Consider the following 23,195-nt stretch of genomic DNA (forward strand, 5'->3'; position numbering starts at 1 on the left):
TAATGAAGCATCTTGCTAAAATAGTATTATGCGCAGCGATCTCACTGGGGAGCTACACAGCACTTCCTGGAAGTGCTGCACAGGCGGCACCAGGCGGTGTCAGCATTCTGCTGGACGGATATCCGCTGCCTTTTCCGGTAGAACCTGTAGTCATGAGCGGAACGACAATGGTACCCTTCCGTGCGATCTCTGAGGCGTTGGGCATTGAGGTGGAATGGAATCAGGCGGCCCGCCAGATTACCGCGACGCAGAAGTCTGCTGCTGAAGCAGCTCCGGCAAAAGTTATCCTAACCCTGGGTAGCAAAAACGCTTCTGTGAACGGGACCGTAGTGAAGCTCGACGTAGCGCCACAGAATATCCGCGGGACAACGATGATTCCGCTCAAGTTCTTCAGCCAGCAGTTTGGGGCGGTTGCTTCCTGGAATCAGGCGGCCAAGACCGTATCGATTACATCTCCCAAGCGGGATTTGTATACCTTGGGATTCTACGCGCAGAAGGCCTACAGCGAAGTGTCGCTGATTCCAAGCTTTGATGCAGTAGCCTTCGGCTGGAGCCGGATTGACCCGGCCGGACAATTCACCACAACCGGTAAGGATTTCTGGTGGCCTGAGGCAGCAGGAGAGGTGACGCCGGAATCCATTGTCCAGAATGCAGCAGCGGGAGGTACAGCCCCGTATCTGATGGTCTACTCTAGTGACTCTGCTCTGGAACTGAGCAAGAATCTGACGGACCCGCAGCTGCAGCAGCAGACCATCGCCAGCATCGTGGACCTGGCCTCGCAGAAGGGATTTCAGGGCATCGGACTGGATCTGGAAGGACTGGGCTTGACCGGAGATAAGGCGCTTGTGCAGAGCCAGTATAATGCTTTTGTCAAAAATCTCTCCGTGGCCGCACGCGCTGCCAGTCTGAAGCTGACGGTGATTCTGCATCCGCTCAACAGCTCCTACAAAGGCTATGATTACAAAACGCTTGCTTCGCTCGCTGACGATCTGGTCATTATGGCCTACGCCTACGAGGGCGAGAAGGGGCCGGAGCCGATGGATAAAGTGGATGAAGGTATCCGGCTTGCCCTGCAGCAGGTCAGCAAAGACAAGCTAATTCTCGGCATTTCAGTATTCAGCGAGAATGATTCCTCCGTTAACGCGAAGATTGGCCTGGCCAAGCGTTACGGTCTCAAAGGAATTGCCATCTGGCGACTGGGTCTCATTGGCCAGCCGGTGTTCAGCAGAATGGGAGAATCGGTAGAATTGTAGAATGTGCTGCTAGTATTCATGCAATGGTAGCTATAAATAAATCTGGCTGAAGGGAGACTGCCGTATGGTGATACTGACCACACGGCAGTCTATTTGATGAACATATGAATGTATGGGGTTCCTTATTTGAGTCCTCCTCAGGTTTCTGTTTATTATGCAGTATCTTGTATATTCGGGCTGGCGATATCAAATGTCACATTAAGCTGACGGGGGAACCTGTATAATTTTAAAGGTTGACCTTTAAATTGACGGTTCTAAATATAGGAGGACTATAGAGCATGAGTACGAAATACAAAGCACTGGAACTGGATAAACCGATGACTTATGAGCTGGAAGGGCTGGAAGTCGGGGTTACCTCGAACTGCAATTTCCGCTGCGATTACTGCTGCGCTTACAATAGAAATGATGGACAGAGCATTAACGGCAAGGAGGTTATTCGCATTCTGGAGGAGCTGCCGAATCTGAAGCGTGTGCGCCTCTCGGGCGGTGAGGTGACGCTGAAGTTCCAGGATTGCGTGGATATTGTGGCTTACTGCACCTCTCGCGGGATTCAGACCCAGCTGAACTCTAACGGCAGCCTGCTGAATGAAGAGCGGATCGGGCAGCTGGTGGATGCAGGCCTGACTACGATACATATTTCCTTCAATTTCACTACTGCCGAAGCATTCTCTGCTTATTACAATATCCACACAAGCGTTTATACCAAAATCAGAGAGAACATCACGATGTTCGCCAAAACAAATGTGAATGTGGTACTGGAAACGCTGCTGTTCAACGAAACGCAGGACAATATGCGCGAGATCAGCGATCATGTCTATTCCATGGGCGTAAGAACGCATGAGATCCAGAACAGCATTATTATGGGGCATACCGGCTGGAAAGCGATCGCGGCCCGGGAACAGCTGAAGAATGCCGTGAACGAGCTGATTGCCCGTAAACCGGCGGATACCACACTCTATTTCACATGTATGGACCGGTTCATGGAGGCCATGGGCTTCGAGGAACAGCCGGGTGTCTACTTCCCGCACTGCATTGAGGGCATGAAGCAGCTTCACCTGCACGGCAATGGCGATATTCTGATCTCTGAGCTATGCCACCCGGTTATTATCGGCAATATTTACAGCGGCACCTCGCTGAAGGATCTGTACAGCAATATGCCTGCACCGCTCGAAAAGTATCTGGAGAAGCGGCCTTGCCCGGCGCTGGATGCGCTTTTCCCGCAAGGGGTATAGTCCGGACGCTGCAGCAGAAGAGATTATGAGCGGAACTTATTATTGTGCATTATATCAGGCAGGATTGCAGCCCAACCGCTGTGGTCCTGTCTTTTTGCTGGTCACATATGAACTGGGAGGATTTCATCATGAGCCTGATTATCGCTTCAGCTGCCGGACTAGGCTCTGCTGCGATGAATATCGGCTTCTCCTATGCGAGTCAGGCGGCAGATATAGCTGTTGCCGATGGAACAGTCAGAATTAGCGCCAATCTTATTTCCTGGGTAATTACGCTGTCCGGCGGCTTCATCGCCAACTTCGTGTATGCTTTTATCCTGCTACTCAAGAACCGGACCTATAAGGATTATTTCGCCCAAGGTGCAGGCCCGGCCTACGGCAAGGCGCTGTTAACCGCTGCAGTCTGGTTCCTGGCACTCGGTGTCTACGCCAAGGCAACCGCATTACTCGGTCGCTAGGCTCTGTCGTGGGCTGGCTTGCCTTCAACGGATTGTCGCTGATCATCAGCAATGCCTGGGGACTTAAGGATGGGGAGTAGAAAGGATTCACGGCTCCCAAGAAGCTGCTGCTGTGTGGGAATGTAATATTGATTCTGTCCTAGATTGTAGTGGGGATCGCCAACAGCATGGCATAGGATATTCTGCAAATTGGCAATTTTCCACTCTTCCGGGCGGCTTGGTTCTGTTATGATTTCATTAGAGGTAGTAACTAAGACCAAGAAATCTGCAGATAAGGAATGTGTGGCCAGCCATACATAAAGGGATATAACATGCTTGGTGCAATAAGACGCGGACTGATATCTTCCAATGTGGTGCTTGAGAAAATAATGCCGCTGCTCACTCCGGCAGCCATTGTCGTTGGTGTGCTTAATGAGGCGGCGCTGCTGCCGTTTACCTGGCTGGTGCCGTGGATCTTTGCTTGTATGACGCTGATCGGCAGTCTGAAATCTAATTTCCGTGACTTGCTGGCAGTGTTGGCTAAACCGCAAAAGCTGATCATCCTGCTGATTATTCTGCATGTGGTGATGCCGCTGATCGGCTGGCTGGCAGCCATGGCCTTTTTCCCGGGAGATCCGTATACAGTTACAGGGTATGTGCTGCTGTTTGCCATTCCGACCGGTGTGGTCAGTGTGGTCTGGGTGTCGATGCATGGCGGGAATGTTGCTCTTACGCTGGCGCTGATCCTGATCGATACACTGCTCTCGCCGCTGGTAGTACCCGGCACGCTGTATCTGCTGATGGGGGCGAGCGTGCAGATTGAGATCGGGGAGATGATGCGGGGGCTGCTCTATATGGTGGTGCTGCCATCCGTAGCGGGGATGCTGCTCAATCAGTTCAGTAAAGGCAAGGTTACTGCAGTCTGCGGCCCGCCGCTTGCACCGTTTGTCAAAGTTGGCCTGTTCATCGTTGTGTCGATCAATGGCGCCAGCATTGCCCGTTATCTGAAGCATCCGGATGGCAAGCTGATCCTAATTATTGCCGTTACTTTCGTAACTGTCGTATTGGGCTATATTATCGGTGCTGTAGTCTCACGAAGCTTCCGCTGGGATTATGAGAATACCGTCGCCGTTCAGTTCAACTCCGGTATGCGCAATCTGAGTGCAGGTGCGGTACTGGCAGTGAAATACTTTCCGCCAGCCGTCGCCCTGCCCGTGATTTCCGGCATGCTGTTTCAGCAGATTCTGGCTGCCTGCTCCGGCATGTTCATCCGCAGCCGGGCCAAACGTCTGCTGCAGGCGGAAGCTCCTACTTCAGGAGGACCTATAGCCACACCGGCAGAGAGCCGCATTTCGTTATAGAGTATCCCGGCAATCCCGCATTTCCCCCTATATTGAGTGCCGCTGCCTGCGGCTGGGGAATTGCGGGTTTTTCAGGCTGAATATAAATAAAAATAGTTATATTTCACTATTATTCGACAAAATGCGATATTATTTCCGAAAATTCGTCTAGAAATATTAATTATTTCTGTGGAAAATCCGATAGTAATTGTAATAAATGTTACGGTTTTTAGCTATTCAGGTACTAGTGGATTAGATAGAGGCGGAAGGGTGTAGAAAACTATGAAGATTCGTATGAAGCTATCGGTTATGATGATTGTCGTTACACTAATTTCTACAGCATTAATGGGGATTTTTACGTACACCAAGTCCACTGGCACTATCTTGAATCTGACTGAAGCTTCTATGGCACAGGTGAACACCAACAAAGCGCAGACGATTGCGGCAATGATCGATAAAGAGAAGCGGAGCATGCAGCTCGTTGCAGGTGAAAGCGAGATCCAACAGCTGCTGCTTCAGGCCGGAAACGGCGAACTTACTACCGGGGATGCACTGCAGAATGAAGTGAATGTGAAGCTTCAGGGCTTAGTCAAAGATGCTGGCAACCTGGAGCATATGTTTGTGGCTGATATGAAGGGAATTGCGGTAGCTGACAGTGACACCAAGCTGGTCGGCACCGATTTCAGCGAAAGAAACTACACGAAGAATGTATTCAAGACAGGTGAAGCTGTCGTCAGTGAGACCTTGAAATCTAAATCTACCGGAGCCTACGTATTAGCCTTTGTCCATCCTGTGAAGAGCGGGGGCAAGATGATCGGTTTCGTCGCTTCGGCGGTTAATGCGAACAGTATTATTAAATATTTAGCCGATGCCAAGGTGACCAATGCGCCTTCATCCTATGCCTATCTGGTGGACGAAACTGGCAATATCCTCTACCATCCGGATGAAACAAAGATTGGTTCAGTGATTGAGAATGAATCAATTAAAGCTGTTGTGGAGCGTGTGAAGGTGGGCGAGACCGTACCGGATGGAACGGTGCAGTACACGTATGAGGGCGCTGAGAAAAAAGCGGCTTTCACCGTTCTTCCGGAGACTCACTGGACCCTGGTACTGACTGGAGATCTGGAGGAGATCATGCTGCCTGTGGATGAAATGACCAACTACATTTTATTGCTAGGACTGGGAAGCCTGCTGCTTACGCTGTTAATTGGGGTTACTGTAGCTACCCGTATCTCCTCACCGATTATCAAGCTTACCCAGCTGATTAACCGCACCGCGCAGCTGGATTTGAAGTATGACAACCAGTATGAATATTTAACTAAAAATAAAGATGAGACAGGTACCATTGCCAAGGCAATGTTCCATACCCGCGCCGTTCTGCGTGAGATGGCCGGAAGCCTGATCTCGATTTCCTCGAAAGTGCTGGATAATGCGGAGACGCTGGAGAAGCTGTCCATTGACGTCAGGGAGAATGCGCATGATAATTCAGCCACTACGGAGCAGTTGTCCGCAGGAATGGAAGAAACGGCGGCATCTACCCAGGAGATGACAGCGGCCATTCATGAGATCGAGAATAATGTCAGAATGATCTCCACCCGGGTAAAAGAAGGCTCCGGTGTATCCGGGCAAATTACGGAGCGTGCATTGGCGCTTCAGCATGATGCGGTCACATCCACCGAGAATGCCAAACAGATCTACGGCTCGGTCCGTGGTGAGATGCAGAAAGCTATTGAGCAATCGGGTGCCATCAACGAGATCAATGTGCTGGCGGATACGATTCTCTCCATTACAAGCCAGACCAATCTGCTGGCGCTCAATGCGGCGATTGAAGCTGCACGGGCGGGCGATGCCGGCCGCGGATTCGCCGTTGTAGCGGGTGAAATCCGTAAGCTGGCCGAGAAGTCGTCAGAGACTGCGGCTGGCATCCAGGGCGTTGTCAAGAATGTCTACAACTCCGTAGAGCAGATGATTGAACATTCTGAAGCCATGCTGACGTTCATTGATCAGAATGTACTGGGCGATTATGAGCGGCTGACTGAGGTCAGCCAGCAGTATAACAGCGATGCTTCAACGATTAATGAGCTGATGAACCAGTTCGAGGAGGCAGCGGACCATCTGAACGAAACGGTGTCCAGCATCGCCATCGCCGTCAATGAAGTGGCGGCTACCGTGAACGAGGGTGCAATTGGTGTTCAGGATATCGCCGAGAAGACGGCGGATATTGTGGAGAAAACCTTCCATGAGGCTACCATGGCTGATGAGAATACGCAGAGCGCCAAGGAGATGCAGGTCCTGGTAGAGAAGTTCAAAATCTAAGCCGGTTTCAGCAGATTTTTACCCGCGCTTCATCTGATTTTAAGCTTCGGGGTATATATTAAACACATAACCCCCCTTTAATATAACTTAGACCCCGCCGGACGCTGGCGGGGTCCCTTTTTTTGTCTGGAATTCAGGCTCACCCCTTCCACATTCTCAAGACTCCGCAAATGGTGAATTATGGTGAAAACTGGGTTGTAGCGTTGATTTTGGAGTGGAGGCTAAGGTAGCTGTGGGAAAGATTGAAGAATTATATCAGCTGATAGGCAATAAGCTCATAGGAATAATTCCTGATGAGTGGGACAAAGTTTATCTCTATGCTGAGGTATTGCCGGGTTCAAGAATAGTCTATTTTTATTACAATTCTACCACCCGGAACGAGTTGATATTTGGTCATAATATTCCTGAAATATATGGGGTAGATGAGCGCATTTATGACCGTTTGTGTAGTGAATTAGAAAAGTACTTTGTTGATCTTAATGCGGAATTTAGCAAAAACAATCCTCAACAATGGACAAATTTAACTATGTATTTAAGTCAATCAGGCAAATTTAATAGTTAGCTGTCAGAATTCCCCCACTTCTCTAAGTGGCGGGATGAATGTCAGCGGTCTTTCTCATAGACAAATAAAACCTAAAATATTACAATAAAACCATTCAGTAGTATTATGAAATAGGTTGTGATATCCGTGGAATTAGACACAAATAATCATTCAGTATTCTCTCTTCATTATCATCTTGTGCTAGTCGTGAAGTACCGCAGAAAAGTAATAGACGATGACATTTCGAATCGGTTACAAGAGATATTTGAGTCTATTCAGCCTAATTACAATATCACCCTGCAGGAATGGAAGCATGACAAGGATCATGTTCACATTCTAATGAAAGCTCACCCCAATAGCGATATTTCTAAATTTCTGAACGCTTATAAGAGTGCATCCTCCCGTCTAATTAAGAAAGAATTTCCTGTAATTCGTCAACAGCTGTGGAAGGAATATTTCTGGTCCAGAAGTTATTGTCTACTGACGATTGGCGGTGCGCCGATTGAAGTCATCCGGAAGTACATCGAATCTCAAGGTCAGAAATGAGGTGGGCAGGTGTTAAAGGCTTATAAGTATCGAATCCATCCCACCTATGAGCAAGAGCAGTACTTCACTAAAGTATTCGGCGCTGTTCGCTTCATCTACAATCGAATGCTTGCAGATAAGCTTGAACATTACAAGCAAACGGAAACGATGCTCCAAACGACACCTGCGCCATACAAAAAGGATTTTGCCTGGCTGAAAGAAGTGGATAGTCTAGCCTTAGCCAATGCCCAGCTTCACTTAGAGAAGGCGTATCAGAATTTCTTCCGTGAACCGAACGCGGGATTTCCAAAATTCAAGAGCAAGAAGAAGAATAGCCATAGCTTCACAACCAATAACCAGAAGGGAACCATTGCCATTACAGAGGGAAGGATCAAAATCCCCAAACTAAAAACGAAAATCAAAATCAAGCTGCACCGTCCATTCGAGGGACGTATTAAATCATGCACCATTTCCAAAACACCCACGGGAAAATATTACGCTTCCGTATTGGTGGAAACGGATATCATCCCATTGCCCCCACTCGAGACGAAGATCGGTGTGGATCTGGGGTTGAAAGACTTTGCGATTCCTTCACATGGCGAAATCATACCGAATCCGAAGTACTTGCGGAAGTCTGAACAACGATTAGCCAAGCTGCAAAAGGACTTGTCACGAAAGAAGAAAGGGAGCCGTAACCGGTATAAGGCAAGGCTGAAGGTCGCCAGACTGCATGAAAAAATAGCGAATCAACGGAAAGACTTTTTGCACAAAACGTCCACCCAAATGATAAACGAAAACCAAGTGATCGTGATGGAGGACTTGCGTGTAAAGAACATGATGCAGAATCATAAGTTAGCCAAAGCCATATCCGAAGTGTCTTGGAGCCTGTTCAGAGACATGCTGACCTACAAAGCGAAATGGTACGGCAGAGAATTAATCATTGCTCCCAAACACTTTGCAAGCAGTCAATTGTGTTCCTGCTGTGGCTACAAAAATGCAGAAGTCAAGAACCTGGCCGTACGGGAGTGGTCCTGTCCTGCCTGTCATACGGAGCATGACAGAGACCGGAATGCGGCATTGAATCTTCTACAACTAGCCATGTAAATGGCCCTTAGCGGGTTAGGAACTAGCCTATAAGCTTGGGTAAACTTGGAGCAGTAGCTCTATTGACCAAGAAACACCCACCTCTTAGGTGGTGTGTAGTTCACTATTGATTATAATTATGGCGCTGTTTTGTATTCCCCCTCACAACAGCGTACAATTTGGGAGTATGAAATTCTAGGACTACATCCTACAGATGGCTTTCACCAGAAGTATTTAGATGAATATCTCAAAACAAAAACGGATTAATCCCCCTAGAGGTGTCCCTTCAGCTATTCAACGGCTGACCGAAGCACCTCAAGTTGTTTATTTAGAAATGGAACTTTTAGCGGGAAATCGCAGTTTCAGTATGCTATATTATTTATAATCCAAGTCAGATAATGGAAGGAGGACGATTCATGAGAAGATTAATGCTCAGCTCTACGCAAAGTCTATGGACGACATGGCAGTGGTTGTTGTGTAGAGCTGATAGCAAGTCTCCGCTGCAACGATCCGCCGGATAAAATGGTCTGTTCTATAGACTTTGCTGCCTTTACAAGTTCACTACTTTAAAGGAGCGGAGCTATATGAAATATGTAAATGCAGATCTGGTATTACCGCAGCAGCTGCTGCAGGAAGTACAGAAATATATGCAAGGCGGGATGCTCTACATCCCCAAGCCCGAGGGGCAACGGAAACGGTGGGGGGAGAACTCAGGCGGCAGAACCTATCTGACGGCCCGGAACCAGTCCATTCGTGACCATTATGCCAGGGGCTTAAGCGTAACCGAGCTTGCCGAGCAATTTTGTCTGTCGGGTGACAGCATCAAGAAGATTGTCTATGGAAGCAAGCAGCTATGAGCAGCACTTATATTGAGATGAGAGAAGGAGTCGAACAGGGCTCTTTCTTTTTTTTTGTGCAAAAAATGAATTGCAGCTGTTTATTATCTATGTTCATCCATTGAGTCACCCCTATAATTATATAGACAGATGTATGCGGGAGGCAGGAAGATGACGGGACATAATTTATGCAGCAGCAGTGCGGGTGATCCATCGCGGGATCTCTGGAGATCGGGCAGGAATATAGCACTCAGGGCATTGGCAGAGTATGATCTGGAATGGAACAGGATTGAGCTTATCGGCTTATCAGACAATTTTACATTCCGGGTGGAGACTGCAGCTGCCGGCAGCTTTCTGCTGCGGATTCATGGTGACCGCTTCAGCCGGGAGGAGATCCTGTCGGAGCTGGAATGGACCCGGTATCTCAATCAGACAGCGGGCTTTGTGGTCCCGCAAGGATTGGCCAGTTCCAGCGGCGGCTATATCCTGGAGACTGGAAGCGAAGAGCGGCGGCTTGCTTGGGCAACGGTGATGCACTGGGTGGAAGGGGCGCCTGTAGAGGGCAATCTGCCGGATGATCTTATCTTCCGGATGGGGGAAATGCTGGCCGGTATGCACGTAGCGAGTACACCGTTCGTTCCGTCTGCCGGCTTCACCCGTCCGGTATGGGGAGCAGACAGCTTCGAGCTGGAGTGGAGCAAGCTGGAGGCGCATCACGCGGTAATGGTAACGGAGGAACAATGGAAGCTCTATCAGGCTGCTGCCGCGAAGATACGGGCAGATCTCGAAGCCATGCAGCCTGACGCCAGCAGCTACGGCTTGATTCACGGCGATTTGCATAGCGGAAATATTGTTTTTGACCAAGGCCAGCCGCGTGCGATCGATTTCGGCCGCTGCGGCTACGGATATTTCCTCTATGATATGGCCGCCGCACTGCTGGAGCTCTCCCCGGGGCAGCGCGGCAGCCTGATCCAGGGCTATAGAAGTGTCCGGGAGCTGGAGCCGGATTATGAACGGAAGCTGGAATGCTTCTTCGTTATGATCATGATAGGCAATTACAGCCATCACATTTCTAATCCGGATGAAATCCCCGGTCTGCGGGAAGAACAGCCGTATGCCCTGGCTTACCTGAGAGAATATTTGCAGGGTGAGCGTTTTTTGTTCAGTCGTATCGAACCCTACGTGATAGAGTGAGGGCAGCGTCCAGTTGTACTTAATAAATAGCAGAGCCCTTTGCGGTCTGCTTCTCCAATATCAGCTGTTCCCCGGTGATAATGCCGGTGGGGCAGCTTTTTTGATGTGCCGGGAGGTATCCGATCAGTCGTTTATTGTGTATTTCAGGAAAATAAGCCCAAAAATTATGCTGGGAAATTATGCGATGTATTGATGAGACTCCCGCAGTGAGTCATGGAGGAAATGAGCTGTAATACAATGTGTCACTGCGAAGGTAAACGAGCCCAATGTAAGCGAAAAACCGAATACAATGTGTCATCGCGAAGGTAACCGAGCCCAATGTAAGCGAAAAACCGAATACAATGTGTCACCGCGAAGGTAACCGAGCCCAATGTAAGCGAAAAACCGAATACAATGTGTCATCGCGAAGGTAACCGAGCCCAATGTATGCGAAAAACCGAATACAATGTGTCACCGCGAAGGTGACCGGGCCAAATGTAAGCGAAAAACCGAATACAATGTGTCGCAGCGTGGGAATAGGGTGGAGGAAATCCCTTTAAATGACCGGAAAGAGCAAGTTGCGTTAATTGAACTTTTGTTTTGTTCCGCCGGGAGCCGCCGTTGGATTCGGACCCCCTGAGCGTTGAAGTCATACGTTAGACCCCGCAGCATACCCGCCAATCTGTAAATATGTCCATTGTTCCTAGTCTAAGGACATTTTTTGATCTCCGTTGGGGCGGTAACATAAAGACATCAAAGCGCAGCCAGCTTTGAATTACCGGGTAAAAGGGGAGTACACAGATGAAACGATCCATGCAAAAAGTAACGTCAATATTACTTATGGTTATGATGCTGGCAATGGTAGTAACCGCCTGCGGCGGGAACAATGCGAAGAACAACAGCGCAAACGCCGGCAACAGCGGCAAGGAGACGCAGGGAGAAGGCAGCGGCAGCGGCAAGAAGACAGAGCTTCTGTTCTGGTCACCGTTCTCCGGCTCGGATGGCCCGTTCATGAAGAAAATCGTAGATAAATACAACAGCTCTCAGGATAAATACAAAGTGAATTTCGTGATCCAGCCCAATGGTGAGTATTACAAGCAGCTGGATGTAGCGCTCAGCACCGGCAAGGAACGGCCGGACCTGATGATTATGCACGTGGATCAGGTGCCGACCTACCAGAGCAAGGATCAGCTGCAGTCGGTGGATGAGCTGGCGGCAACAGCCGGAATTAATTCTGCTGATTTTGCCGAAGCCCCGGTGAAATACGCCACCATCGACAGCAAGCTGTACACCATTCCGCTCGACATTCATCCGGTAGTCATGTACTACAACAAGGATCTGTTTGAAAAAGCGGGAATTACCGCACCGCCAACGAACCGTGCCGAATTCGACGCCGCCGTAGAGAAGCTGACGGATAAATCCAAGGGAGTCTACGGATATGTAGTACCTACCCTATGGCCGCAGCAGTTCATCTTCCCGTCGCTTGTCTGGCAGAATGGCGGAGAGCTGTGGAACGGAACAGACGTAGCTTACAATTCCCCGGAAGCGGTAGAAATGGTGCAGTGGCTGCGCGATATGGTCGACAAGGGCATCTCCCCGGCCAATGTTCAGCAGGACGGCGAGAATACGCTGTTCCTGCAGGGCAAGAATGCGATTCAGTTCAACGGACCATGGATGAAATCGCAGTTTGATGAAGCCGGACTCAATTATGGCGTAGCCGTTATGCCGCAGATCGGCAAAGCAAAGCAGGCTATTTATGCAGGTTCGCATGGCTTCGTGGTTCCCAAAGCAGTGACCGACAGCAATACACTGGCCGGCATTGGCGATTTCCTCAAATATGTTTCCGGCAACTCCCTGGATTGGGCTGAATCCGGTCAGGCGGTAGCCTCCAAGACAGTCATGGACAGTGCTGAATTTAAGGCGATGGAATTCCAAAGCACAGTATCCCAGAGTTTCTCCTCTGTACAGTTTGCACCGAATGTACTGAACTGGGGCACCATCGTCGAGCCGGTATGGAGCGAGCTGAGCAATGCCATTCTCGGCAAAAAGTCACCGCAGCAGGCGATGGATGATGCAGTTGCCAAATCCCGTCAGGCGATGAAATAGCACTTATGATGATGTGATCATTTCGGTAAGCAAAAGCGGGGAGCGCGGATCGCTTCCCGCTTTTCCCTATACGAAGAAATGGAGGAACCCCTTTTGAAAAGCACATGGACTTCCCGCTTCACCTCATTCCTGTTCATCCTGCCCTACCTTGCAGCCTTCGGACTGTTTCTGCTGTTTCCGATCCTGTATGGTGTTGTGATCAGCCTGCAGGACTTTGAGCTGCTGTCTGCCGCGCATCCCTTTGTGGGGCTGCGCAATTATATTACGATTTTCACCCCGGGGACGTATGAGAATAGTATCTTCTTCCGCGGGCTGTGGACCACCTTCCAGTTTGTACTGTACTCCGTTCCGTTGCTGATCGTGGTGGGGCTGGGGATGGCGATGCTGGTCAATGCGCTGCCTTCGAAGCTCCGGGGGTTATTCCGGACGTTCTATTTCCTGCCTTATGCCTTGTCGGCTTCGGTTATGGCCGTGATCTGGCTGATGATGTTCGATACCAATGCCGGATTCATTAACAGTCTATTGCAAAAGCTAGGTCTGACCGGTATCCCGTGGCTGACCGCTACGCCTTGGGTATGGATTGCGCTGGTGCTCACGACGCTCTGGTGGACGATCGGGTTCAATATGATTATTTTTGTGAATGCGCTCAATGAGGTGCCTGAAGATTATTACGAGGCGGCTGCTATTGACGGGGCGGGCGCCTGGAGCAGGTTCGTGTCAATTACACTGCCCTCGATCCGGCCGGTGATGCTGTTCGTGATGATTACCTCAACGATCGCGTCCTTCAACATTTATGCCCAGCCGTTTCTGCTGACGCGCGGAGGGCCGGGAGACACCACCAAGGTGCTGCTGATCAATGTGCTGGACCAGGCATTCGTGCGCAAGGATATCGGCTCAGCTTCCGCGATGGCGATTCTGATGGCGCTGCTGATCATGATGGTGTCCATCGTACAGTTCCGTCTTACGAACCGGAAGGAGAAGGTATAAATGGGAAAAGCCAAAAAAACCAGCCTGCTGCTGCTGGCCATTCTGATTGCACTGTTCGTGCTGCTGCCGCTCGTGTGGATGCTGTCCACTGCGTTTAAAAATGACTTCGAAGCGCTCTCCGGGCGGATGAACTTCTTCCCGCAGAAGCCCACGCTTGATAATTTCGTTCAGGGGCTGAGCGGGGAGCTGATGAATACACCGATTCTGCGCTGGATCATCAATTCCCTGTCAGTCGGGATTGTGGGAACAGCAATCGTGCTGCAGATTGATTCGATGGCGGCGTTTGCCCTGGCCCGGCTGCCGGATCTGCCGCTGCGCCGTACGCTGCTGTCCATGTTCATTGCCTCATTGATGATTCCCAGCGTGCTGACCTTTCTGCCGATGTACATTGAGTTCAATACACTAGGGCTGATCAACACGTATCAGGCGCTGATTCTGCCGGCTACAGCCGGGGCGTTCGGCGTGTTCCTGCTGTATCAGTTCTTTGTCTCCTTCCCGAAAGAAATCGAAGAGGCGGCCCGGATCGACGGGGTGAACAAATGGAATCTGTATGCCAGGATCCTGCTGCCTTCCGCAGTGTCGATCATGATGACGCTGGGGATTTTCACCTTCATGGGAATCTATAATGACTTTGTCTGGCCGCTGTATGCGACCACCTCGCCGGAGATGCGGACGATCACCGCAGGTATTGCTATGATGGCCACCGGAAGCTACACCCAGAGTTACGGCAAATTAATGGCTATGACCACTATCGCGGCGCTCCCGGTGCTGATTATCTTCATTGTAGGCCAGAAGTCTTTTGTAAAAGCCATAACGAGCTCGGGTGTGAAATAACGGGTAATAGGGGGAAGCATATGGAAATGAAATCAGCGAAACCGCGGAAGGCATGGACAGGTAAGAACTCACGTAGAATAATCTACTCCCTTGCGGCGGTTCTGTTACTTATACTGGCGGGAGGTGCATATTTAGTGCAGCAGCACAATAATAGCAGGACGGATGAGGTCTACAATGGGCATGGCGGGACGTTTAAGAACACACTTGCCGAGATCGATACTCCTGATCCGAGCATGATCTACAAGGATGGATATTATTACATGACCTTTACCCATAACGGAACGGATATTATGGTGATGAAGTCACGCACAATGGATTTCCGCCAGGCCGAGCGGAAGGTGGTATGGTATCCGCCGGCGGAGACCGCCTACTCGGCGAATCTCTGGGCACCCGAGCTCCAGTATATCCGGGGCAGCTGGTATATCTATTTTGCCGCGGATAACGGAATGAATGAGAATCACCGGATGTATGTGCTTCAGGGGGACAGCGGTGATCCGCTGGGCGATTACACCTTCAAGGGCCAAATAACCGACGACACCAACAAATGGGCGATCGACGGGCTGGTGATGGAGGTGGATGATGAGCTGTATTTCGTCTGGTCCGGCTGGGAAGGCGATGTGAACGCTGCGCAGAACACCTATATTGCACCAATGAGTGATCCGCTGACGATCAGCGGACCGAGGGTGCTGCTAAGCGAGCCGCTGCTCCCATGGGAGCAGGCCGGAGGCCCGCCGTACATTAATGAAGGCCAGTCAGTCCTTCATCATGACGGCCGCGTCTTCATTGTCTATTCCGGCGCGGGCAGCTGGACTCCGTATTACAGTCTGGGCCTGCTGGCCTTGAAGCCCGGCGGCAATCCGCTGGAGGCGGCAGACTGGACCAAGGCGGAGCAGCCGCTGCTGGCGATGGATGAAGCCGCCGGAGTGTACGGACCGGGGCATAACTCGTTTACGGTGTCGCCGGATGACAGCGAACAGTGGATTGTCTACCACGCAACTACAGGGGCAGCGGACGGCTGGAACAACCGCAAAGCGCGTGCCCAGCCGGTCTGCTGGGACGATGGCGGCCTGCCGGTGTTCGGGAAGCCGCTGGCGCTGAGCACGGCACTTAAGGTTCCCGCTGGAATGGGAGTATTCCAGGCTGAGAATGCCATCCGCAGCGGGAACCGGCTGGAGTTCCCGTCCCTGCCGTCCACAGTAGATAGCGATACTCCGCTGCTGGTGCATTATGTGAATCCGGGTGAAGCGCAGGCGGAGGCGGCAGTCTCAGTGAATGCTGGAACACCGTCAAAGCTTCAGCTGCCGCCTTCCGAAGAGGGACAGACCGGATACGCCTATCTGAGCTTACCGTTCACAGCCGGGATGAATACATTAGCCTTTGAGCTGCCGGAGGGAAGTGCAGCTGAACTGAAGGCCATTGAAATTCCGCGTTATGAAGGTGAAGCCCAGACGCTGGAGGGGAATGCTGATGCGGAGGATAACCCGTATGCCTCTGGCGGAGCGGCGGCGAGCCTGAGCGGAAGTGATGCCGCGCTGCGTTTCAGCAATATTCACGTTCCGCGAAGTGGGACCTACTCCGTCTCCGTAGCTGTTCTTAATGCTTCACCGGACGCGAAGCTGGAGGTGGCGGTGAACGGGGATTCTACGATCGTATCAACCCTGGAATCTAAGGAACGAAACCAATTATCCTTCATGGAGCTGGAGCTGGAGCTGCAATTGCAGAGCGGTGCGAACGAAATCATTCTTTTTGACAGACAAGGCAGCTTCGGTATAGATTATATGGATATATGGCAGAAGAGTGAATGAGCCGGAAGATTCATAGAATGCAAGCAAGACGGGGGCTTAACCATATGAGAGATACGGGTCGCTATAGCGGACTCAAACGGAACAAACTGATTACGCTTTCAATTCTGCTGCTGGCTATGCTTCTGGTGCTGGGTGGTTGCGGTACAGATGGGGCAGAGGAATCCCCCCAGGCTGCCGCTGAGCCGGTAACTCTGGAGTATTGGACTCCATTCAGCGGCGGAGACAACATTTTCATGACCGAGCTGGTGCAGCAGTTCAACCGGGAGCACGGGGATATCCGGATCGAACAGATCAACTCCCGGCTGGATGATTATTATTCCCGGCTGCGCACGGCGATTCTGTCCGGTAATGCACCGGATTTAGCCATTATTCACGCGACCAATCTGCCGCAATTCGTGCAGAACGGTTATATTGAGCCGCTTGACGGACTCGCTGCGGATACCGGGCTGGACTGGGGCCAGTTCAATGCCAAAATCGCTGAGTCCACGGTCTACGGCGGTGCCCATTATGCTATACCCCTGGATACGCATACGTTAGTGCTCTATTACAATAAGAAGTATTTAAAAGAGGCTGGGCTGCTGGATGCCGGGGACAAACCGTTGATCAGCAAGGGAGAGCGAGGGTTTACGGAGTTCCTGCAGCAGTTGAAGGCGGAGTTGCCGCCCGGTGTTGCTCCGCTGGCTCTGCCCAGCACACGTATTGATTCCGTGTGGCTGTGGTGGAGCCTGTACAATCAGATGCAGGGCGGTGGTGTCTTTTACAATCCCGAAGGTACGCAGGCGGTCTTTAACAACAAGGAATCGCTTCAGGCTCTGGAGTTCGTGAATAGCCTGTATCAGCAGGAGCTGATTCCGCCGGATATTAATGATGCCTTCAAGCTGTTCTATGACGGGGAGGCCGCTATGCTGATTACGGGGGTGTGGGGAACCGGCGCTTTTGAGAAGGATGAGAACCTGGAGCTGGGCGTCGTGCCGGTTCCGGTCATCTACGATCATCCGGCGGTCTGGGGAGATTCGCATACGCTGGCTATTCCGGCCAAAAGCGAGATGAGTGCGGAGAAGCGTAATGCTGCCATGATTTTTGCCCGCTGGGCGGTGGAGCATGGAGTGATGTGGGCGGAAGCCGGTCATGTACCGAGTTCCCGGGAGGTCGTAGAGAGCGGAGCGTATGCTGCACTGAAGTTCCGCAGTGATTATGCCAATACCGCCAACTCCGTAGCCTACTGGCCGAGAAATGTGAAGCAGTGGAGTATTAATGAAGAGATTATCCGGCAGTTTGAGAAAATGATCTACAAGGAGCAAAGCCCGGAGCAGGCTCTGCAAAAAGCGGTGGACAGCATTAACCTTCAGCTGAAGAAATAAATGCAAAAGGATTAAAGGGGAGAATGCGGTTGAAATCATTTCGCGGCTGGTTCAGGAATCTGGCGCTCGCGCGCAAGCTTATTCTTATCAATGTGGTATTCATTGTGCTGCCGCTGGGGCTGATGGGCTATTTCGCCTTCGCACGCTTCACCGAAACGACGGAGCGCAAGGTTGGCGATTATCAGCTTCAGACGCTGAAGCAGCTTACCCTGAATATCGACACCTATATGAATGAGCTGAACCGGCTGACCGTGATGCCCTATCAGTATCCGAAAGTAACCGAGTATCTGGCTACCAAACGTATCTCCGGTGAACCGCTGACATTGGATGAGATTAGCGGACTGAACAGCTTCGTCACTCAGGTGTTTTTGAACGGCCGGGTAGATATACTAGGTGTCTCTCTGTATGGTACGGGCGGAGCTTCGTATGTGGTCATGCCGGAGAGCCAGTATGTGACGACCTATAAGCTCGATGAAAATGTCAGCTGGCTGAACAAGTTCAAGGGTCACTACGGGCAGCCAGTGTATGTTGCCACACATGACTTAAGCTCAAGCGGCGGAAATGTGTATCAGGCCTTCTCCATTGTGCGGGAGCTGCGCAGCTTCGATGACGGGGTGACCCTCGGGTACATCGTCATTGATGTGGACCCCAAGTTCATTAGTGAGATTCTGTCCAAAGTAAAGCTGGATGCCAAAGAACTGCTGTACATTACGGATGATTCCGGCAACCTGGTCATCGGCAAGGATCATGGACTGCCGCAGGCAGCGCCTTCCCTGTCTCCTGAACATTCGGGTGAAGGGGTAAGTCATGTGAAGTCGGAGGGCGAAGGGCTGCTGATGGCCCACGTAACTTCTGAAGTGACAGGCTGGACCACGGTGGGTGTTGTACCGGTCTCCAGTCTGATGAAAGATACCGAGGTTCTACGCACCTACATTATTCTTATTGGCATCATCTGTGTAGGTCTGGCCCTGCTGCTGTATGTGTTTATCGCCTACCGGATCACCCAACCGCTGCGCAAGCTGAGCCGGCTGATGCGCAGTGTCGAGCGCGGAGACCTCAGCAGGGCTTTTCCGGTGAGCGGTACGGACGAGGTAGGAATGCTGGGCCATTCGTTCAACGGCATGCTCGCCAAGCTTAGCGAACTGGGATATCTGCTCTATGAGACGGAGATCCGGGAGAAGGATGCGCAGATTGCCGCGCTGCAGAGCAAGATCAATCCGCATTTTCTGTACAATACACTGGGTTCCATCAGCATGTACGCCGAGCTTGAGGGCAGTCCGGAGATTATTACGATGTCCAACAATCTCAGCAAGCTGCTGCGCTACAGCCTCAGCGGGCGCACGGAGCATGTGACGCTTCAGGATGAGCTGGACCATGTCGGCGGATATATGGCAATCCAGCAGATGCGCTATGAAGAACGCATTCACTTCACGATGACCATTGAACCTTCGCTGCTGGACTGTGAGGTCATTCCGCTGATGATCCAGCCGCTGGTGGAGAATGCAATCAATCATGCACTGGACAAAGGGGTGGGCCGGGGCCGTATTTCGCTGACCGCGGACAGCAGCAGTCAGGTGCTTAGAATCACTATCGAGGATGATGGCATCGGCATGAATGCGGAGGCGCTTGAGGCGCTTCGGCTGCATCTGCTGAATACGAAGGAGCTGGGCGGACGCTCAGGCAACGGTCTGCTGAATGTTCACCGCCGGATTGTGCTGCATTATGGCGATGAATATGGTCTTTCGCTGGAGAGTATGCCGTATCAGGGCTTCAAGGCAGTGCTGAGGCTGCCGGTTATTACCCATCAGGGCAGAGCAAGGGAGGATGACGGAGTTGCCTAAAATACTGATTGTTGACGATGAGTCTGTCTTCCGCAAAGGTCTGCGCAAAATGATCACCAGCCTGGAGGGTAACTGGGAGGTGGTTGGTGAAGCCATTGACGGCTATGATGCGCTTGACAAGCTGGCCGAGCTGTCGCCGGAAGTGCTGCTCACGGATATCCGCATGCCGCGGATGGACGGGATTCAGCTGCAGCAGATGGCCGGGGGAAGGTTCAAGGATCTGATGACCGTCGTGGTCAGCGGCTATGACGAGTTCGCCTATGTGCAGCAGTCGATGCGCCAGGGGGCGAAGGATTATCTGATGAAGCCGGTCGAACGCCAGGAGCTGAGCCGTGTGCTGGAGAGACTGGGGCGGGAACTGGCCGAGCGCAAGGCGCTTCCGGTGCGCAAGGATGAACCATGGCAGGTCCAGCCTGTACTGAAGCGGCATGTGGCCGGTCATCTGATCGAGAGTCTGCTGAAAGGCAAAACAGAAGATAGCGACCTGCAGCTGCTGCGGGAGATGGGCTTCGCCTTCGGCCATCCTTACTTTCTCTGCATGGTGATTAAGCTGGATAAGCATTCGGTGGAGAAGGAGCGTTATCAGCGGGGCGATGCCTCCCTGTTCCTCCTGTATATCCAGCAGGTTGTCCAGGAAATGATTGACCGCCATGCGACAGGTTTAAGCTTCGTGCTGTCGGATACCGAGGTGGTGGCTTTGCTGAATATAGCTGAGCCGGAGCATTCCTTATCGGCACCGGGAGCTCTGGGCGACCTGATCCGCAGGCAGATCCGCTCTTTGTCCAACCTGACGGTAACCATCGGGGTCAGTAATCCGGCGGAAGGACTGCCGGGTATTCCGAAAGCTTATAGTGAAGCCGGAATCGCCCTCTTGTACCGGCTGATCGAAGGCGGTGATAAGCTGCTCGATTATGCCAAAATGACAGAGCGCCCCCATTCCGGAAGCGGACCTTTGAAATGGTCATGGGAGATGCTGGAGAAGTCGATTACCGGAGGAAGAGTGGCCAGCATCGGCCCGATTGTTGAACATATGATTGAAGAGCTGTGCAGTAAGGCAGATTCACCGGAGAGTATTCATCAGCAAATCTGTAAGCTGCTGCTGTACTATTACGAGCTGTCCGAAGAGCTTGAGGTTACGGAATCGTGGCTGGGATCGAAGGATATCCGCAAGGTGCTGTTCGATGTATGCAGCCTCTCTTCGCGGCAGGAGCTGGCCGAGAAATGCCGGGGGCTGCTGCTCACCCTGACCGGCTGCATTGCGAAGTCCAGAGAGGTGAAGGATCTCGATCCAGTTGCTGCCGCCCAGCGCTACATTTCGCAGCATTATGATCATCCGCTAAGCCTTAAGGAAGTGGCGGATGAGGTGTATTTGAACCCGGCGTATTTCAGCAATCTATTCAAACAAAGAACAGGCGTCACCTTTATCGAATTCCTGACCCATATCCGGATGGAAGAAGCGCGCAAGAAGCTGGCCTTCACAGATGAGAAAATCAGCAGGATCGCTGAGGAGACGGGCTTTGGCAATGTGCGCCACTTCAACCGCGTGTTCAAAAACTGCAGCGGTTTTTCGCCTAAAGAATACAGGGATAGTATACGCAAGGCGCAGGCGGCTTCTATGGATGGCCGGGAGTGACAGTAAGGACTGATAAGGACTACAGCAAGACCGGATCGCATGAAATCTAATCACACGGGAAACTGGCGGATGAAATAATGACGAATCAGCAACGTGCGGAATATCCGCGTCCGCAATTTGTACGCGATAATTGGGTGAATTTGAACGGGGAGTGGGAGTTTACTTTTGACGATGACAATGTAGGCAGCCGGGAGCAGTGGCATCTGGGAAATAAACCGCTGGCTCAGCGGATACAGGTTCCGTTTGCTTTTCAGAGTAGCCTGAGCGGAATCGGTGATCCCGGATTTCATGACATCGTCTGGTACCGGCGGGAGCTGGAGATTCCGGAGAGTTTTGTAGACCAAGAGATTCTGCTGCATTTCGGCGCTGTGGATTACGAAGCCTCCGTCTGGCTCAACGGGATCCTGGTGGCGAAGCATGAGGGCGGGCATACGCCGTTCCATGCCGGGATTAGCGCCGCACTGGCGCCAGCAGGCCAGCCTAATATTCTGGTGGTCAAAGCTGTGGATTACAGCAAGGACGTAACTCTGCCCCGGGGCAAGCAATATTGGAAGAGCGATTCAGCCAGCATTTTCTATACCCGCACAACGGGCATCTGGCAGACCGTGTGGATGGAGGCGGTATCCTCCGTCTATCTCGGCAAAGTTAAGCTGACGCCGGATATTGACCACAAAAGTATCGAAATCCGCTCCTTCATTAAAGGTGCGCTGACCAGTAATGGAGAGCTGAACAGTGATTCCCTGAAACTTCAGGTGGAGATCACGTTTGAAGGCCAGCCGATTTCAAGTGACGTATACTCTGTGCGCAGCCCGGAAGAGTCCCGGAGCATTACCCTCAGTGATTTCAATGACCATGGGCACGGGCACTGGTGGTCGCCGGAGCAGCCGAATCTCTATGATGTCACTTTTACCCTGCTGGATGGCGGGAAGGTGCTGGATAAGGTAACCAGTTATTTCGGTATGCGCAAAATCTCGGTCGAAAGCGGCAGACTCTGCCTCAACAACCGCCCTTATTTCATGAAGCTGGTGCTGGATCAGGGGTATTTCCCGGACGGCAACCTGACACCGCCCAGTGATGAGGCGATCCGCCGCGATGTCGAGCTGACCAAGGAGCTGGGCTTCAACGGTGCGCGCAAGCACCAGAAGCTGGAGGACCCGCGTTACCTGTACTGGTGTGACCAGCTGGGCTTACTTGTCTGGGGCGAAGCGGCTAATGCCTATGAATACTCGGAAGAGTATGTCCGCCGCTTCACCCAGGAATGGCAGGAGAGCATCGAACGGGATTACAACCATCCTTCGATTGTGGTTTGGGTTCCGCTCAACGAGAGCTGGGGCGTGCCGAACATCGCTGCCGACAAACAGCAGCAGCAGCATGCCCAAGCGATGTACCACCTAACCAAGTCGCTGGACGGGACGCGGCCGGTTGTCTCCAATGACGGCTGGGAGCTGGTCACCACAGACCTGTTCAACATCCACGATTACGAGTGGCGGCGCGAGGTGCTTGAGCAGCGCTATTCCTCCGTGGAGCAGGCCGTCAGCGGCCTGCCGGGCAACCGCAAGCTGGCAGTAGAAGGCTTCCCGTATGCGGACCAGCCGATTCTCATCACAGAATTCGGCGGCGTCGCCTACAAAAAAAGCGACTGGGACGGCTGGGGCTACTCCGGCGCAGAGAACGACGAAGACTTCGCCGCGCGTCTGCGGGCGGTGATACAGCCGCTGCTGCTCTCCGGGGTGGTGCAGGGCTACTGCTACACCCAGCTTACGGATGTGGAGCAGGAGATCAACGGCCTGCTGACGTATGACCGCGTACCGAAGTTGCCGCTGGAGCTGATCCGGGCTATTAATGAGGGGAAATAGGCTTTAGTCGTAATGCGTACTGGTGAAAATTATGACAGA

Annotated in this window: 19 protein-coding genes; all 19 read left to right on the forward strand. The window is 51.9% G+C overall.

Features of this window, described 5'->3' with window-relative positions; genetic code table 11:
- Positions 1-2: 2 nt before the first annotated feature.
- The gene (locus tag R50912_RS11320; RefSeq protein ID WP_042234874.1) at positions 3-1,253 is read left to right on the forward strand and encodes a stalk domain-containing protein; all 1,251 of its coding nucleotides are present in this window, start codon (positions 3-5) and stop codon (positions 1,251-1,253) included.
- Positions 1,254-1,531: 278 nt separating this feature from the next.
- The gene (locus tag R50912_RS11325) at positions 1,532-2,485 is read left to right on the forward strand and encodes a radical SAM protein (RefSeq protein WP_042234877.1); all 954 of its coding nucleotides are present in this window, start codon (positions 1,532-1,534) and stop codon (positions 2,483-2,485) included.
- Positions 2,486-2,613: 128 nt separating this feature from the next.
- Entirely contained in the window at positions 2,614-2,940 is a 327-nt protein-coding gene (locus R50912_RS11330; protein ID WP_052416228.1) for an L-rhamnose-proton symporter family protein, read from the forward strand.
- Positions 2,941-3,251: 311 nt separating this feature from the next.
- Positions 3,252-4,280 (forward strand): bile acid:sodium symporter family protein, encoded by a 1,029-nt coding sequence (locus R50912_RS11335; protein ID WP_042234879.1) that lies wholly within the window; start codon positions 3,252-3,254, stop codon positions 4,278-4,280.
- A gap of 261 nt (positions 4,281-4,541) precedes the next feature.
- On the forward strand, positions 4,542-6,575 hold the full coding sequence (locus R50912_RS11340; protein WP_042234881.1) for a methyl-accepting chemotaxis protein: 2,034 nt from the start codon (positions 4,542-4,544) through the stop codon (positions 6,573-6,575).
- A 232-nt stretch (positions 6,576-6,807) separates the two neighbouring features.
- On the forward strand, positions 6,808-7,137 hold the full coding sequence (locus tag R50912_RS11345) for an immunity protein YezG family protein (protein WP_052416230.1): 330 nt from the start codon (positions 6,808-6,810) through the stop codon (positions 7,135-7,137).
- A gap of 126 nt (positions 7,138-7,263) precedes the next feature.
- On the forward strand, positions 7,264-7,662 hold the full coding sequence (gene tnpA / locus R50912_RS11350) for an IS200/IS605 family transposase (protein WP_152679875.1): 399 nt from the start codon (positions 7,264-7,266) through the stop codon (positions 7,660-7,662).
- A 9-nt stretch (positions 7,663-7,671) separates the two neighbouring features.
- Positions 7,672-8,745, forward strand: coding sequence for an IS200/IS605 family element RNA-guided endonuclease TnpB (tnpB, locus tag R50912_RS11355; protein WP_042234883.1), 1,074 nt, complete (start codon positions 7,672-7,674; stop codon positions 8,743-8,745).
- Positions 8,746-8,850: 105 nt separating this feature from the next.
- The gene (locus tag R50912_RS36440) at positions 8,851-8,991 is read left to right on the forward strand and encodes a hypothetical protein (RefSeq protein WP_442950515.1); all 141 of its coding nucleotides are present in this window, start codon (positions 8,851-8,853) and stop codon (positions 8,989-8,991) included.
- Between the two features lie 317 nt (positions 8,992-9,308).
- Positions 9,309-9,581: a CD3324 family protein gene (locus tag R50912_RS11360; RefSeq protein WP_042234885.1), complete on the forward strand. Its 273-nt coding sequence runs from the start codon at positions 9,309-9,311 to the stop codon at positions 9,579-9,581.
- A 150-nt stretch (positions 9,582-9,731) separates the two neighbouring features.
- Positions 9,732-10,754: a phosphotransferase enzyme family protein gene (locus tag R50912_RS11365; protein WP_197073071.1), complete on the forward strand. Its 1,023-nt coding sequence runs from the start codon at positions 9,732-9,734 to the stop codon at positions 10,752-10,754.
- 780 nt (positions 10,755-11,534) lie between these two features.
- Positions 11,535-12,839 (forward strand): ABC transporter substrate-binding protein, encoded by a 1,305-nt coding sequence (locus tag R50912_RS11370; protein ID WP_042234886.1) that lies wholly within the window; start codon positions 11,535-11,537, stop codon positions 12,837-12,839.
- A gap of 93 nt (positions 12,840-12,932) precedes the next feature.
- Positions 12,933-13,826, forward strand: coding sequence for a carbohydrate ABC transporter permease (locus R50912_RS11375; RefSeq protein ID WP_231637826.1), 894 nt, complete (start codon positions 12,933-12,935; stop codon positions 13,824-13,826).
- Positions 13,827-14,660, forward strand: coding sequence for a carbohydrate ABC transporter permease (locus tag R50912_RS11380; RefSeq protein WP_042234890.1), 834 nt, complete (start codon positions 13,827-13,829; stop codon positions 14,658-14,660).
- A gap of 134 nt (positions 14,661-14,794) precedes the next feature.
- The gene (locus tag R50912_RS11385) at positions 14,795-16,465 is read left to right on the forward strand and encodes a family 43 glycosylhydrolase (protein WP_231637827.1); all 1,671 of its coding nucleotides are present in this window, start codon (positions 14,795-14,797) and stop codon (positions 16,463-16,465) included.
- A 44-nt stretch (positions 16,466-16,509) separates the two neighbouring features.
- Positions 16,510-17,826 carry an ABC transporter substrate-binding protein gene (locus tag R50912_RS11390; RefSeq protein ID WP_042234892.1) on the forward strand — a complete coding sequence of 439 codons (1,317 nt, stop codon included), beginning with the start codon at positions 16,510-16,512 and terminating at the stop codon, positions 17,824-17,826.
- Between the two features lie 29 nt (positions 17,827-17,855).
- Positions 17,856-19,667: a cache domain-containing sensor histidine kinase gene (locus tag R50912_RS11395; RefSeq protein ID WP_231637828.1), complete on the forward strand. Its 1,812-nt coding sequence runs from the start codon at positions 17,856-17,858 to the stop codon at positions 19,665-19,667.
- A complete protein-coding gene (locus tag R50912_RS11400; protein WP_042234895.1) occupies positions 19,660-21,300 on the forward strand; it encodes a response regulator in 1,641 nt (546 codons plus the stop codon). Before R50912_RS11395 ends, R50912_RS11400 begins: the two co-directional genes overlap by 8 nt.
- A 77-nt stretch (positions 21,301-21,377) precedes the next feature.
- Entirely contained in the window at positions 21,378-23,156 is a 1,779-nt protein-coding gene (locus R50912_RS11405; RefSeq protein WP_197073072.1) for a glycoside hydrolase family 2 protein, read from the forward strand.
- Positions 23,157-23,195 lie beyond the last annotated feature (39 nt).

Source organism: Paenibacillus sp. FSL R5-0912, from assembly GCF_000758605.1.
Taxonomy (GTDB): Bacteria; Bacillota; Bacilli; order Paenibacillales; family Paenibacillaceae; genus Paenibacillus_AQ.

Bases quoted from the DNA above. Each gene is read 5' to 3' on its own strand.
- R50912_RS11390 (WP_042234892.1), top strand. From the start codon at position 16,510: ATGAGAGATACGGGTCGCTATAGCGGACTCAAACGGAACAAACTGATT.
- R50912_RS11365 (WP_197073071.1), top strand. From the start codon at position 9,732: ATGACGGGACATAATTTATGCAGCAGCAGTGCGGGTGATCCATCGCGG.
- R50912_RS11360 (WP_042234885.1), top strand. From the start codon at position 9,309: ATGAAATATGTAAATGCAGATCTGGTATTACCGCAGCAGCTGCTGCAG.
- R50912_RS11330 (WP_052416228.1), top strand. From the start codon at position 2,614: ATGAGCCTGATTATCGCTTCAGCTGCCGGACTAGGCTCTGCTGCGATG.
- R50912_RS11340 (WP_042234881.1), top strand. From the start codon at position 4,542: ATGAAGATTCGTATGAAGCTATCGGTTATGATGATTGTCGTTACACTA.
- R50912_RS11335 (WP_042234879.1), top strand. From the start codon at position 3,252: ATGCTTGGTGCAATAAGACGCGGACTGATATCTTCCAATGTGGTGCTT.
- R50912_RS11320 (WP_042234874.1), top strand. From the start codon at position 3: ATGAAGCATCTTGCTAAAATAGTATTATGCGCAGCGATCTCACTGGGG.
- R50912_RS11380 (WP_042234890.1), top strand. From the start codon at position 13,827: ATGGGAAAAGCCAAAAAAACCAGCCTGCTGCTGCTGGCCATTCTGATT.
- R50912_RS11370 (WP_042234886.1), top strand. From the start codon at position 11,535: ATGAAACGATCCATGCAAAAAGTAACGTCAATATTACTTATGGTTATG.
- R50912_RS11325 (WP_042234877.1), top strand. From the start codon at position 1,532: ATGAGTACGAAATACAAAGCACTGGAACTGGATAAACCGATGACTTAT.
- R50912_RS11405 (WP_197073072.1), top strand. From the start codon at position 21,378: ATGACGAATCAGCAACGTGCGGAATATCCGCGTCCGCAATTTGTACGC.